14 protein-coding genes are annotated in these 14,074 nt (G+C 60.6%); 3 read left to right on the top strand and 11 right to left on the bottom strand.

Features of this window, described 5'->3' with window-relative positions; all coding sequences use genetic code 11:
- Window positions 1-852, top strand: an 852-nt coding sequence (locus GOQ25_RS19355; protein WP_160352102.1) for a tripartite tricarboxylate transporter substrate binding protein, incomplete at its 5' end; no start/stop codon positions are given.
- A gap of 8 nt (window positions 853-860) precedes the next feature.
- Here GOQ25_RS19355 and GOQ25_RS19350 read toward each other — a convergent pair.
- The gene (locus tag GOQ25_RS19350; protein ID WP_202109549.1) at window positions 861-1,169 is read right to left on the bottom strand and encodes a putative quinol monooxygenase; all 309 of its coding nucleotides are present in this window, start codon (window positions 1,167-1,169) and stop codon (window positions 861-863) included.
- 90 nt (window positions 1,170-1,259) lie between these two features.
- Complete coding sequence (locus GOQ25_RS19345; RefSeq protein ID WP_160352101.1) at window positions 1,260-2,096, bottom strand: class II glutamine amidotransferase; 837 nt, start codon at window positions 2,094-2,096, stop codon at window positions 1,260-1,262.
- A gap of 207 nt (window positions 2,097-2,303) precedes the next feature.
- Here GOQ25_RS19345 and GOQ25_RS19340 point away from each other — a divergent pair, with 207 nt between their 5' ends.
- Window positions 2,304-3,350, top strand: coding sequence for an NADP(H)-dependent aldo-keto reductase (locus GOQ25_RS19340; protein WP_160352100.1), 1,047 nt, complete (start codon window positions 2,304-2,306; stop codon window positions 3,348-3,350).
- Window positions 3,351-3,404: 54 nt separating this feature from the next.
- Here the strand turns inward: GOQ25_RS19340 and GOQ25_RS19335 are convergent, their stop codons facing one another.
- From GOQ25_RS19335 to aceA, 3 genes are all read right to left on the bottom strand, one after another.
- Window positions 3,405-4,166 (bottom strand): ABC transporter permease, encoded by a 762-nt coding sequence (locus GOQ25_RS19335; protein WP_160352099.1) that lies wholly within the window; start codon window positions 4,164-4,166, stop codon window positions 3,405-3,407.
- Between the two features lies 1 nt (window position 4,167).
- Entirely contained in the window at window positions 4,168-5,088 is a 921-nt protein-coding gene (locus GOQ25_RS19330; RefSeq protein WP_160352098.1) for an ABC transporter ATP-binding protein, read from the bottom strand.
- Between the two features lie 166 nt (window positions 5,089-5,254).
- On the bottom strand, window positions 5,255-6,577 hold the full coding sequence (gene aceA, locus GOQ25_RS19325) for an isocitrate lyase (RefSeq protein ID WP_160352097.1): 1,323 nt from the start codon (window positions 6,575-6,577) through the stop codon (window positions 5,255-5,257).
- Between the two features lie 345 nt (window positions 6,578-6,922).
- Here aceA and queF point away from each other — a divergent pair, with 345 nt between their 5' ends.
- Complete coding sequence (gene queF, locus GOQ25_RS19320) at window positions 6,923-7,744, top strand: NADPH-dependent 7-cyano-7-deazaguanine reductase QueF (RefSeq protein WP_160352096.1); 822 nt, start codon at window positions 6,923-6,925, stop codon at window positions 7,742-7,744.
- 17 nt (window positions 7,745-7,761) lie between these two features.
- Here the strand turns inward: queF and GOQ25_RS19315 are convergent, their stop codons facing one another.
- The 6 genes from GOQ25_RS19315 to pdxJ form a co-directional block, all read right to left on the bottom strand.
- Window positions 7,762-9,027 carry an MFS transporter gene (locus GOQ25_RS19315; RefSeq protein ID WP_160352107.1) on the bottom strand — a complete coding sequence of 422 codons (1,266 nt, stop codon included), beginning with the start codon at window positions 9,025-9,027 and terminating at the stop codon, window positions 7,762-7,764.
- 166 nt (window positions 9,028-9,193) lie between these two features.
- Window positions 9,194-9,766 carry a CDP-diacylglycerol--glycerol-3-phosphate 3-phosphatidyltransferase gene (pgsA, locus tag GOQ25_RS19310; protein ID WP_160352095.1) on the bottom strand — a complete coding sequence of 191 codons (573 nt, stop codon included), beginning with the start codon at window positions 9,764-9,766 and terminating at the stop codon, window positions 9,194-9,196.
- Window positions 9,767-9,914: 148 nt separating this feature from the next.
- Complete coding sequence (gene uvrC / locus GOQ25_RS19305; protein WP_160352094.1) at window positions 9,915-11,744, bottom strand: excinuclease ABC subunit UvrC; 1,830 nt, start codon at window positions 11,742-11,744, stop codon at window positions 9,915-9,917.
- Complete coding sequence (gene nagZ, locus GOQ25_RS19300; protein WP_160352093.1) at window positions 11,707-12,762, bottom strand: beta-N-acetylhexosaminidase; 1,056 nt, start codon at window positions 12,760-12,762, stop codon at window positions 11,707-11,709. Before nagZ ends, uvrC begins: the two co-directional genes overlap by 38 nt.
- 59 nt (window positions 12,763-12,821) lie before the next feature.
- On the bottom strand, window positions 12,822-13,271 hold the full coding sequence (gene acpS / locus GOQ25_RS19295) for a holo-ACP synthase (protein ID WP_160352106.1): 450 nt from the start codon (window positions 13,269-13,271) through the stop codon (window positions 12,822-12,824).
- Window positions 13,272-13,309: 38 nt separating this feature from the next.
- Window positions 13,310-14,050 (bottom strand): pyridoxine 5'-phosphate synthase, encoded by a 741-nt coding sequence (pdxJ, locus tag GOQ25_RS19290; protein ID WP_160352092.1) that lies wholly within the window; start codon window positions 14,048-14,050, stop codon window positions 13,310-13,312.
- Window positions 14,051-14,074 lie beyond the last annotated feature (24 nt).

The following is a 14,074-nucleotide window of genomic DNA, read 5'->3' as shown; positions in this document are numbered from 1 at the left end:
ACCGACGTCGTCGGCCGCACGCTCGCCCAAAAGCTCAGCGAGCGCCTCAAGCAAAACGTGGTCGTCGAAAACAAGCCCGGCGCGGCTGGCGGCATCGGCGCGACGACCTATGTAGCCAAAGCGCCCGCAGATGGCTACACCTTGTTTGGCGGGACGATCAGCACACACGCGATCAACGCCAGTCTGTACAAGAACCTGCGCTACGACCCGGTCAACGATTTCGAACCGGTTTCGTTGATCGCGACCTTGCCGAACGTCCTGCTCGTCGATCCCAATCTCGGGGTCAATAACGTCGCCGAGCTGATTGAAGTCCTCAAGCGCGATCCGAGCAAGCGCACCTTTGCATCCTCGGGCCAAGGGACCTCGACCCATCTGGCCGGAGAGCTCTTCGCCGAAACCATAGGCGTGCCTCTCACGCACGTGCCCTACAAGGGCACACCGCCCGCCATGGTCGATGTGTCATCGGGTGCGGTGACCTTCATGTTCGATCAAATGACGGCCGCCCTGCCGCTGTTGCAAAACGGCAAACTTAAACTGATCGCCGTCACCACGCCCAATCGCATCGCGCTCGCGCCCGATACACCCACCATGGAAGAAGCCGGCGTAAAGGGATTCCAGATGGCATCCTGGCAGGCCGTGTACGCACCCAAAGGCACGCCCAAGCCCATCGTTGACCGCCTTTCCCAAGAAATCGCGCAGATTCTGAAGGATCCGGATGTGCAGGAGAAGCTCGGTAAAACCATGGGCATGGAGCTGGTGGGCAGCACGCCCGAGCAGCTGCGCGACCTGATGGCCAGCGAGATTCCGCGCTGGGCCGAGGTGGTGAAAAAGTCGGGCGCCAGCGTCGATTAAGACGGCCGCTAAGCGGCCACGGAGGGAAAGACCCGGGACAGGGTCTTTCCCTCTTTGCTCGCCACCCAGCTCGCGGTCTCGCGGTCGAAATGCAAGAAGTGTTCCGTCGCCAGATGCGCTTTGAACGCGTCCTCGCTGTCGTAGACCTCGTACAAGAAGATGGATTCAGGCTTACCCGGCGTCATGCAAACGTCAAACTGCTGGCAGCCGGGTTCCCCCTCGACGGACAGGCGCGCATTCTCTTTCAGCGCCGATAAAAAGTCCTGCGCATGGTCAGGCTTTACTTCGAACTGCACCACCACTACGAACATAGTCATTCCTCCCGTTAGAAGTACACATACCTTGGACCAACGCCGCTCGGCAGGCAACGCATCCACGTCCAGCGGAAAACAGCTATCCCCTGCAGACTACAAGCCGCCCGGCACAAAAGGAAAGTACCGCACATCGCCTCTATGCGCGATAACCGCCGTGGCCTCGGGCACCTCTTGCCATACGCCTGGCAGTTCGCTCAGCGGCTCGGATAGCAGCATATAACTATCGTCCCCCAACGCGGCGATACGCGGCTCGTCAGGATAGAGTTGTTTCAGATGCCGTACATCATCGTTGTGAAACAGCGTGCGGGAACTGCGTTCGCTGGAATAGCGCACCGCGATCATGCGTTCTCCATCCTGGGCGCAGATGGTCATGTTCAGCGGAAACTCCACGCCATGACGCCGGCCCGCGTCCTCAACCGTTGCCGCCATTTTTTCCAACGCGGGCAAAGGGTCCTGATTCAAGCCAAACGTGAGGGCCAGCAGGAACATCACCTCCGAATCCGTGGAGCCCTCGAGCGACAAGAAATAACGCGGATCCACCTGCATCAATAGTTCGCGCCGCAACAGCGGATATTCCCGAATCAAGCCGTTGTGCACGAACAGCCAGTTCTCGTGCCGGAAGGGATGACAGTTCGTTTCCTGTGCGGGCGTATCGGTCGCCGCACGGATATGCGCCACAAACATCGAAGCACGAATCGCCCGTGCGGCCTCGCGCAGATTGCGATCGTTCCACGCGGGATGGATACTGCGATAGCGAAACGGCGCCTCGTCAGGATCGGGACCATACCAGCCGACGCCAAACCCATCGCCGTTGGTCGTCGTTGCTCCAAGACGGGAGTGCAGGCTTTGATCGATCAGCGAATGCTGGGCCTTGAAGATCACCGTATCCAACTGCATGGGGTTGCCTGAATAGGCCATCCAACGACACATAGGCTTAGCTCCTGCGAATCAGTAGGCGGGTTGTCGAAACGTGGCGACCACCCCGCGAAATAAGCAATTTAGTGTTCGAACGGGTGGCCCAAGTTCCTCGCCCATGCCCGGGGGCTTTCCCTTATTCGAGCAGCTGCGTGCATTTCGCTCCCCAATGGAGCCAGTCGCAGTAAGATCGCTAGCTTACCTTCCTTGCAGGAGCGACTCTTGAAAACACGCAAACTTGGTCACACCGATATCGAGGTCAGTTTGATCGGACTGGGCACCATGACCTGGGGCGAGCAGAACAGCGAAGCCGAGGCCCATGAACAGCTGGATTATGCCCTGTCTCGTGGCGTGAATCTGGTCGACACCGCCGAAATGTACCCCGTGCCGCCCAAAGCGGAAACGCAAGGACGCACCGAATCGTATATCGGCACGTGGCTTGCCAAGACCGGTCGCCGTCAAGAGATCGTCCTGGCCAGCAAGGTAGCGGGCCCCGCGCGCGATCCGAAGCGCCCCGGCCATATCCGCGATGGCAAGACCTTCCTGGATCGCAAGAACCTCACCGCCGCGCTGGACGCGAGCCTCAAGCGCCTGCAAACGGACTATCTGGATCTGTATCAGCTGCACTGGCCCGATCGCACCACGGCGACATTCGGGGCTGATTACAAATGGATCGATGATGACTACACCGTGCCCATCGAAGAGACGCTGGAAGTCCTGCAAGACTTCGTGCGCGCGGGCAAAGTGCGTCACATCGGTGTGTCCAACGAAACGCCGTGGGGTGTCGCGCAGTTCCTGAAATATGCCGAGATCAAGGGCCTGCCGCGCATCGCGACGATCCAGAATCCCTACAGCCTGCTCAATCGCACCTACGAGGCTGGCTTGTCGGAATTCAGTCATCGTGAACAAGTCAGCTTGCTGGCCTATTCGCCGCTCGCCATGGGTGTGTTGTCCGGCAAGTATTTGAATGGCGCGCGGCCTGAAGGCGCCCGGCTCACACTGTTTACGCGCTTCGATCGCTATAGCAACCCGCAAGCGCAAGCCGCTACCAAGCAATACGTGCAGCTCGCGCGCGACCACGGTTTGTCGCCCACTCAGTTGGCGCTGGCTTGGGTCAATCAACAGCGCTTCGTTGCCAGTAACCTCATCGGCGCCACGACGCTTGCGCAATTGAAGGAAGACATCGACACCGTGGACGTGACGCTGTCGGATGAACTCGTGCAGGCCGTGAACGCCATCCACAAAAAGCATCCAAATCCGGCGCCCTGATCTGATTTGCCCGCATTCGGCTTCAACGGACGATCTCTGCGAGATCGTCCGCGATCAGGTCTTTAACCGATAGCCCGTCTTGAAGATCCAACGCACCGCGATCAGACACACGACCAAGAACGCCAGCGTCATCCCCAGACTGATCGCGACACTGACATCCGAGACGCCATAGAAACTCCACCTGAACCCGCTGACCAGATACACCACCGGGTTTAACAAGGTCGCGGTTTGCCAGAATGGCGGCAACATCTCGATGGAATAAAACGTACCGCCCAAGAACGTCAGCGGCGTGATGATCATCAAGGGAATGATTTGCAGTTTCTCAAAGCCATCGGCCCACACGCCGATGATGAAGCCAAACAAACTGAACGTCACAGAAGTCAGCACCAGAAAGCCTATCATCCAGAACGGATGCAGGATCTCGAAATCCACGAACAAGCGCGCCACCGCCAGCGTGATCAGCCCGAGTATCACCGACTTGCTCGCCGCCGCGCCCACATACCCCGTGACGATCTCGATATAAGAGATAGGCGCCGAATGAATCTCATAGATCGTGCCGCTGAACCTGGGCATATAGATGCCGAACGACGCGTTTGCCACGCTTTGCGTGAGCAGCGACAGCATGATCATGCCCGGCACAATAAAGGCGCCATAGCTCACGCCCTCGATTTGCACCATGTGCGAGCCGATGGCCGAACCAAACACCACGAAGTACAAGGCCGTCGAGACGACAGGCGAGGCCACGCTTTGCATGAGCGTGCGACGGGCACGGGCCATTTCGAACAAATAGATGGCGCGAATCGCATAGAAATTCATATCAGGCACTCACCAGGCTAACGAAGATGTCTTCGAGTGAACTTTCTTTTGAGCGCAAATCGGTGAACTCGATCCCCGATTCGTCCAGTTGACGCAAGAGCCGGGCAATCTCACCACCGCCCTCCTGGTTATCGTAGGTGTAGACGAGTTGATAACCGTCCTGGGCCAGTTGCAGACCATAGGGCAAGAGCAACGCGGGCACCTCGCTCAACGGCGTCTTTAGCGTCAAGGTCAGTTCGCGCTTGCCCAGTTTTTTCATAAGCGCTTTGGTTTCCTCGACCAGGATGATTTCGCCCTTGCGGATCACGCCCACGCGGTCGGCCATCTCCTGCGCTTCCTCGATATAGTGCGTGGTCAGGATGATGGTGACGCCACGGGCGCGCAACTGCCGCACCATATCCCACATGCCCCGGCGCAATTCCACATCCACACCGGCGGTAGGCTCATCGAGAAACAGGATGTCCGGCTCATGCGAGAGCGCCTTGGCGATCATCACGCGCCGCTTCATGCCACCGGACAGCGCCATGATGCGGCTGTCCTTCTTTTCCCACAACGACAGATCGCGCAGGATTTTTTCGATATAGGCGGGATTCGCGGGCTTGCCGAACAGGCCACGGCTAAAGGTCACCGTATTCCACACCGTCTCGAACGCATCCGTCGAAATCTCCTGCGGCACGAGCCCGATACGAGAACGCGCCTCGCGGAATTGCGTCACGATGTCATAGCCATCGGCGTGAACGCGGCCCTCGCCTGGATTCACGATGCCGCACAGAATGCTGATCAACGTCGTCTTGCCCGCGCCATTCGGCCCCAGCAAGGCAAATATTTCGCCCCGGCGTATTTCCAGATTAATGTGTTTCAGCGCCTGATGCCCGGAGGCATAAGTCTTGGACAGGTCTTGCACAGAGATGATCGGTGACACGCAAGCCTCAACGATTAAGCGATAGACCGGATCATTCTACGGGGTGGTGTTGAATCGTGCTGGCAACCCTGCCGACCGCCTAAAAAAAGAGGGATGCCCATGAGGCATCCCTAAATCACCCTACTACAGCTAACTACGACAAAAAAACCTTAAAGCCCGGCAGCCATCACGCCACGTGCAAGGCCGGCTCGTGATGATCGAACTGCGCCTCTTCCGTGGAGCCCGTCAACGCCGTCGTGGAAGACTTGCCGCCCTCGATGGTCTGCGTGACCGCATCGAAGTAGCCCGTACCCACTTCGCGCTGATGTTTGACCGCGGTAAATCCCAGGTCGGCCGCCGCGAATTCTTTCTGCTGCAGTTCCACGAAGGCGCTCATCTGACGACGGGCGTAGCCGTGGGCCAGCTCGAACATGCCGTAATTCAAGGCATGAAAGCCAGCCAGCGTGATGAACTGGAACTTGTAGCCCATGGCGCCCAATTCGCGCTGGAACTTCGCCACCGTCGCATCGTCCAGGTTCTTTTTCCAGTTAAACGAGGGCGAGCAGTTATAGGCCAGCAGTTTGCCCGGGAACTCACGATGAATCGCTTCGGCAAAGCGGCGCGCATACTCCAGATTCGGGGTGGACGTTTCGCACCAGATCAGATCGGCATAGCGTGCATAGGCCAGGCCGCGCGATATGGCTTGCTCAATCCCGGCACGCGTGCGGAAAAAGCCTTCCACCGTGCGTTCGCCCGTGATGAAGGGACGATCGTTTTCATCCACATCGCTGGTCACCAGATCAGCCGCATCGGCATCGGTGCGTGCGAGCAGCACAGTAGGCGTGCCCATGACGTCTGCGGCCAGACGCGCGGAGATCAGTTTAGACACCGCCTCCCGCGTGGGCACCAGCACCTTGCCGCCCATGTGGCCGCACTTTTTCACCGAGGCCAGCTGATCCTCGAAATGCACGCCGGCCGCGCCCGCGTCGATCATCGCCTTCATCAACTCGAACGCATTGAGCACGCCGCCAAAACCCGCCTCGGCATCGGCCACGATGGGCGCGAAGTAGTCGATATAGCCTTCGTCACCCGGTTGCTTGCCTTCCATCCATTGAATCTGATCGCAGCGCGACAACGCGTTGTTGATGCGTCGCACTACCTGCGGCACGGAGTTGATGGGATAAAGCGATTGGTCCGGATACATCTCCCCGGCCAGATTGGCGTCGCCCGCGACCTGCCAGCCCGACAGGTATACGGCTTTCAAGCCGGCCTTGACCTGCTGCATCGCCTGATTGCCGGTCATCGCGCCCAAGGAATTCACGAACGGTTCACTGTGCAGCAGCTCCCACAAACGCGTGGCGCCGCGATGGGCCAGTGTATGTTCCACCTGCACCGAGCCGCGCAAACGCACCACATCCTCGGCGCGATAGCCACGCTCGATGCCCTGCCAACGAGGGTTTGCTGCCCAATCCTGCTGAAGTCGATTGATTTCGGTCTCGCGAGAGTTCATGACATGCTCCTGAATAGACATAACAACGTTGGGAAAGCCGGTGACCGAAGGCGCTGCGGCGTGTGCCGTTTGCCGTGTCTGGATGGCTTAAAGTCTAGAGTTATGCTGCAGAGCAAGGTCAATCAACGACCGTAGACATCAATAAATTATTTTCTTTCTAGTTCAATGACTTACGAGCCTCGTTTCGCATTATGGCGCGGTACTAGCACGCCGTGAAATAGACTCACGCTGCTTTGCAGCATCGTCTTCCATATGGCGAGAATCGAATTTCATCATTCAAAAAATACGCGCTGCGCCTCGGCCTACAATGCAGGCTTCAATGCTTGTTTTTCGATCGTGTCGATTATGTCTTTGACCAACGCACCTTTGGGCCAACACGTTGCCTATCCCTCGCAATACGATGCGGGTCTACTCTTTCCCATCGCGCGAGCGCACAACCGGGCCGGGCTCGGATTGGCGGGCGAGCTTCCGTTTCGCGGCGCCGACATCTGGAACGCGTATGAACTGTCCTGGCTCAATGCCAAGGGCAAGCCCGAAGTCGCCATGGCGACCTTCACGATTCCGGCCGACAGTCCCAACATCATCGAGTCGAAGTCGTTCAAGCTTTATCTGAACTCCTTCAACCAAACACGACTGGCGGGCGCCGACGAGCTGCGCAATCATCTGGTGCGCGATCTGTCCGCCGCTGCCGGGGGCAACGTCGGCGTGCACCTGATTCTGCCCGCCGATTTCGCGCGCCAGCGGATCGACGAGCTGGAGGGAGACGATATCGATGAGCTCGATGTCGAGGTCACCGCCTATACGCCAGACGCCAGCCTGCTGCGATGCCAGTCTGGCGACGTAGTAACGGAAACCTTGGCTTCGCGCCTCTTGAAATCGAACTGCCCGGTCACCGGCCAGCCCGATTGGGCGAGCGTGCAAATCCGGTATCGTGGCCGCCCCATCGACCGCGCGGCGCTGCTGCGCTATATCGTGTCGTTCCGAGACCATGCGGAATTCCACGAGCATTGCGTGGAACGCATCTACACCGACATCATGGCCGCCTGCCAGCCGGAACAGCTGACCGTATATGCGCGCTACACCCGTCGCGGCGGCCTGGACATCAACCCGTGGCGTAGCAATACCGACGCAACGATGCCGCTGGATATACGTACCGCGAGGCAATAAACATCGCCCGGCCGCGCTCAGGCCACCGCCAACGGGCGCGTCGTCTTGCGCGCCTGCACTGCGATCCACTGCGCGAGCACGGCCGCGAGCGCGAACGCCGCCCCCGCGCCGATCCAGGGACCGTGATTCATCCCGGCATCCAGCAAAATGCCAAAGCTCAACGGCCCTAACGCCGAGCCCACATCCATGCCGGAGTACACCAGGCCATAGACGGACCCCGTCGCCCCCTTGGGCGTCACGCGCCGCACCAGCATATCGCGCGAGGGCGCGGCAACGCCGGAGCAGAACCCAGCCAGGCCCACAACCAAAGCCGCCCAGCCCGGAGGCACCAAGCCCAACGCTAGCACCACCAGTGTGGCGCCAGCCATCAGCAAGGCCACGGTCACCGTGTATTCGGTACGTGGCGTGGCGGACACTAAAAAGCCCCCTGCCGCCATCCCCACTGCGGATGCGACCATATACCCGGACAACGCCGAGCTGGCGACGACACGCGACAGGTCATACAACTCTCCCAACAACGGGATCGTGTAGTTCTGCACCGCCGACAATGCAATCGAGGAAAATCCAAAAAACAGGAACGCGCCCCACAACGCGGGCCGGGAGAGCAAAGCCGTCAGCGTGGCCCACACACCCTCGGCCGGGGCGGGCGCGGCCGGCGTCTGCCGCGCGTCGGGTTCACGCTCGGATTCCGAAGGCACCGGCAATTTGCCACCGAGCAAATCACGGCCAATCAGCGTCAACAGCAACACCAGCGCCACTAAGCCCGCCGCACTGAACGCCGCCACTCGCCAGTTGCTCAGCAAGGTTATCGTGGTAATGAACACCGGTGTCAACGCCCAGCCCAGATTACCCGTGAGCCCATGCGTACTAAACGCATGCCCGAGCCGGGCGGGACTGATGCGATGATTCATGATCGAATAATCAGCCGGGTGGAAAACGGAGTTGCCTATGCCGCCGATCACGGCCGCCACGAACAACATCGCATATCCATTAGCCGCGCCAATCAACACGCCCGAGAGCACAAAGCATGCAAGCCCGAACCACAACACCGGCCGTGCCCCGATGCGATCCACGATGAACCCGGAGGACGCCTGTCCGAAACCGGAGACGACGTAGAACACCGACACCAGCAAGCCTAGGCGGGCAAAGTCCAGATTGAACGCCGCGCCCAAGGACACATACAACGAGGGCAACACCAGCTGAAAGAAATGCGACGACGCATGAACGATACCGATCAACAGAATCGTCAGCCAGTCGCGGCGACGCAACTCGGGGGAATCCATGGGTGCCGCGGGCGCGGCGGACTGCGTAGCTGTCAAAACTCATCTCCTCGCCGGGCGCGTTATGCGTCACGCCCTGACGTCAAGCACATCGTCGAGAATCGGATCGTCGCGGGCTGTTAGCGAAGGCGCCCTCGCCCGGTTTCTCGACCCCTCCCGGTGACCGCGACTACTGAGATTTCTCGCGTATCGCCGGCCAAGCGCGCTGCAGGTAATACAGCATGGACCACACGGTCAGCACCGCAGCGACCAGGATCAAGATATTGCCCATCCAGCGGCTGGACAACCCTGCCAGCGGTTGATCGTAAAGCAGACAAGGAATCGCGACCATCTGAGCAGCCGTCTTGAATTTGCCCAAACGATGCACCGCGACGCTGGCGCTGGCGCCGATCTTCGCCATCCATTCACGCAGCGCCGAGATCGTGATTTCGCGGCCAATGATGATGAGCGAGATAAACGCATCGACGCGCCCCAGATCCAGCAATACGATCAACGCCGCGCACACCATGAGCTTGTCCGCCACGGGATCCAGAAAGGCGCCGAAGGCGGAGGTCTGGTTCCACCGACGCGCCAGCCAACCGTCAAACCAGTCGGTCAGCGCGGCCAGGATAAAGGCGCAAGCGGCCAGGGTGTCTCTCGTCGGCTCAGCCATCCAGCTGGCGGGGATATAGAAGAGCCCCACCACCAGCGGGATCATGGCGATGCGCAGCCACGTCAGGATAATCGGCACATTGATTGGCATAATGTCCGTATGCTACATCACCGGCGTGAAAAACTCTCGCCGGGGGCATCATCAAATAGCACAGCGTGGGTTATGTCGGCCGTGCGCGGCCGAGCTGGCGGCGCCACATACGAGACGCCACCTAATCCCGCGACGCTCACACTTGCGGTCACCCCCGCAGCGCCTCGTAGATGCGTTCAGCCAGCTCGTGCGAGATCCCGTCGACCGACGCGAGGTCTTCGATACTGGCCGAAGCCACCCCGGAAAACCCGCCAAAGCGGGCGAGCAAACGTTGACGCCTGCGCGCGCCCACGCCTTCGATCTCCTCCAGACGCGAGACATTACGCGCCTTGGCGCGGCGAGCGCGCATGCCGGTGATCGCGAAACGGTGTGCTTCGTCGCGCACCTGCGCGATCAGCATCAATGCAGCGGACTCTCCGCCCAGCGCCACCGGCGGACGGCCATCCGCGAAGGCCAGCGTTTCTAGTCCTACCTTGCGCCCCTCGCCTTTGGCGACGCCCACCAGGGTCTGGATATCCAAACCCAGCTCGGCAAACACTTGCCGCGCGACCTCTACCTGGCCTTTGCCGCCATCGATCAATACCAACCCTGGCATCGGGGCCTCGCCATCGGCAACCTTGCCGAACCGGCGCGTGAGCACCTGGCGCATCGCCGCGTAATCATCGCCCGGCGTAATGCCCGCGATGTTGTACCGGCGGTAGAGCGACGGCTGCATGTCATGATGCAGATAGACCACGCACGAGGCCTGCGTGGCCTCGCCCGCGGTATGGCTGATATCGAAACATTCGATGCGCAATTCATCGAGCGCGGTCTCGTCGCTATCCAGATCCAACGCCTCGGCCAACGCCAGCGTGCGCGCGGCACGCGCGCCTGATTCAGTCAGCGCCCGCGCCAGCGCCATTTCCGCATTCTTGGTGGCCTGCTCCAGCCATGACCGACGCACGCCATGCGGGCGCGTCAGCACGCGCGCGGGGCGAGCCTGGTTCTGCTCGGCCAATAGCGCCATCAGGTCGTTGTCGGGCAACGCATGCGAACAGACCAGCACAGGCGGCATCGGGCTGTCGGTATAGTGCTGCGCGATAAACGCCTCCAGAACCTGTGGTGCATCCTGACCATCGACATGCACCGGGAAAAACGGCTTGTCCCCCAGATGACGTCCGGCTCGCACCATGGCCAGATTCACGCAGACCTTGCCGCCCGCCGACGCGACGACGATCACATCGGTGTCCTCGCCACCCACGTCTTCCATGGTCTGCTGATGCAACACGCGCGCCAGCGATCCCATTTGATCGCGCAGCGCGGCGGCTTCTTCGAACCGCAGTTCGGTCGAGGCTTGCAGCATGCGCTGCTCGATCTCGCCCATGACTTCGCGCGCCTCGCCGTTCAAGAAACGTGCCGCGCGGTTCACATCGCTGGCGTAGGCCTCTTTTGAAATCGCCTCCACACACGGCGCCGAACAGCGTCCGATCTGGTTCAGCAAGCACGGCCGCGAACGGTTGGCGAACACCGTATCCTCGCAACTGCGCAGGCGAAAAACCTTTTGCAGGATCTGGATCGTCTCGCGCACCGCCCACGCATTCGGGAAGGGGCCGAAAAACTGCCCACGCTTATTCGTCGAACCCCGGTAATACGCCACGCGCGGCCACTCGTGCCCGGAAAGCATCAAATAAGGATACGACTTGTCGTCGCGAAACAGGATGTTGTATCGCGGACGCAGGCTCTTGATCAGATTGTTTTCCAAGAGCAGCGCTTCGGCCTCTGACCGGGTCACCGTGACCTCGACGCGCGCAACCTTGGAAACCATCTGCGCGATGCGCGGGCTGGTCAGGTTCTTCTGAAAGTACGAGGAGACGCGCCTTTTCAGATCACGCGCCTTGCCTACATACATCACCACACCCTCGGCGTCTAAATGTCGATAGACGCCGGGCAGATGCGGCAGGTCAGCCAGAAACGATTTGAGATTGAAGTCGTCGGGCATTCTGATAACGGGTCTCGGCCTGCAGAGTGTTCCAGTCGGGCGCGGCGTAACGGGGCATCAATCGGCGAATCCGCGCGACCGATTCCGGCGCATGCGTCACATCCAGACGCGACAGCAAGTCATCGGCCAGGTCCGGCCGGTTGCATACCAACACCATATCGCATCCCGCGCCCAACGCGGCTTGCGCACGAGCCAGGATATCACCCGCGACGGTGGCGCCTTCCATGGTCAGATCGTCGGAGAACACCACGCCGTCGTATCCGAGGCGCTGGCGCAAGATTTCCTGCACCCAGCGGCGCGAAAACCCGGCAGGCTGTTTATCCACCTTCGGATAAATCACGTGAGCCGGCATCACGGCGGGCAGCACGGCGTCACCCAGCCACGCGTAGGGCGCGGCGTCTTCCTCGAGAATGCGCTTGAGCGGACGACGATCGACCGGAATCTCGAGATGCGAGTCAGCCTCGACGAAACCATGGCCCGGGAAATGCTTGCCGCACGCGGACATACCGGCTTGCGCCAGTCCCTGCGCGACCGCGCGGGCCAGCATCGTCACCACACGGGCATCCCGATGAAAAGCGCGCGTACCGATGACCTTCGATACCCCATAATCCAGATCCAGCACCGGGGTAAAACTCAGGTCGACGCCACAAGCGCGCAACTCCGCCGCCAGTACATAGCCCGCCTCGGTCGCCAGCCGCATGGCTTTGAGCGGATCACGATCCCAGACCACGCCCAAATCGCGCATGGCGGGCAGCACGGTAAAACCGTCCTCGCGGAAACGCTGTACGCGCCCGCCCTCGTGATCCACGGCAATCAGCAGGGGTTCCTGGCGCACGCGATGGATCTGCCGGGTCAACTCGCACAGCTGCTCGCGGCTTTCGAAATTACGGGTGAACAGAATCACGCCGCCAACCAGCGGGTGTTTCAATCGCGCGCGCTCAGCGCGCGTGAGCGTTGTGCCCGCCACATCGACCATGACGGGGCCGGGGGGCAATGACGTTTTGATTTTTTCAGCCATACGGCTTTGTCCTATCTAATCGGATAACGGTTGGTGCAAGCGACCCGAAGCCCAGGTGCTCAGGCTTTGCGCTCGACGATGACATAGGCAGCCGCGAGGTTGGATTCATCCGTGATCGACACATGCGCCGCGCCAAAGCGCTCCGAATACCAAGGCAGCAGACTCGGCGCAATAACAAGGATCGGACGACCACCTGGCGCATTGAGCGTCTGCACGCGCGTCCAAGTCATTGGCATGCGCATGCCCAAGCCAATCGCCTTGGAAAACGCCTCCTTGGCGGCAAATCGCGTCGCCAGAAAACGGATGCCACGCGCGGGATCGCGAGCACGGCGAGCGCGAAACTTCAGCAGTTCCTCCGGACCCAGAATTTTCTCCGCGAATCGATCGCCATGACGGGCCAGCGCCCGCTCGATCCGGTCCACATGCAGCAAGTCCATGCCTATGCCCGCAATCGCGCCCGGCGCGGGTGGCGGGGCGGACGGCGGCGAATCAGCGGGAGTCGGAGTCATCATTCAGCATCAACGCCGCGGGTTAGCTTGTACTGGGTTCAACGGCCGCGCACGGCTTGCACGCGCGCTTGCACCATCAGGGCTTTCATATCGCGCACGGCTTTATCCCAGCCATCGAACACGGCTTGCGCCACAATCGCATGGCCGATATTCAGCTCCGCGATGCCGTCAATGGCCGCGACGCGGGCGACATTGCCATAGTGCAGCCCGTGCCCGGCATTCACGCGCAAGCCATGACGTAGGCCTTCAGCCACGGCAGCGTCTACACGCTCGAGCTCGCGGTCGGCTTCTTCGCCCTCGGCCTCGGCGTAGGCGCCGGTATGCAATTCAATGACCGGCGCGCCGGCTTGAACGGCCGCCTGGATCTGCACCGGATCCGGATCGATAAACAAGGACACGCGGATACCGGCTTGCTGCAATTGCTGCACGGCACGGGTGATGGCCGGCAATGCGCCCGCCACATCCAAGCCGCCTTCTGTCGTCAGCTCAGCGCGTTTTTCGGGCACGAGGCAGACATCGCTAGGCCGCACCGCGCAGGCGATGTCCAGCATTTCCGGGGTGATGGCGCATTCCAGGTTCATCCGCGTGCGCAGCAGCGGGCGGATGGCGTGGACGTCGGCGTCCTGGATATGCCGGCGATCCTCGCGCAAATGCAGGGTAATCAAGTCAGCGCCTGCGTCTTCCGCGCGCAACGCCGCTTGTACCGGATCGGGATAAGCCGTGTGGCGTTGCTGACGCAGCGTCGCCACGTGATCAATGTTGACACCGAGTTCTATCATGATGCCTTTACGCATGAAACAAGA

This window comes from Bordetella sp. 15P40C-2 (assembly GCF_009763235.1).
In the GTDB taxonomy this organism is placed as follows: domain Bacteria; phylum Pseudomonadota; class Gammaproteobacteria; order Burkholderiales; family Burkholderiaceae_B; genus Bordetella_A.
This window is presented reverse-complemented; position numbering and strand designations above follow the sequence as displayed.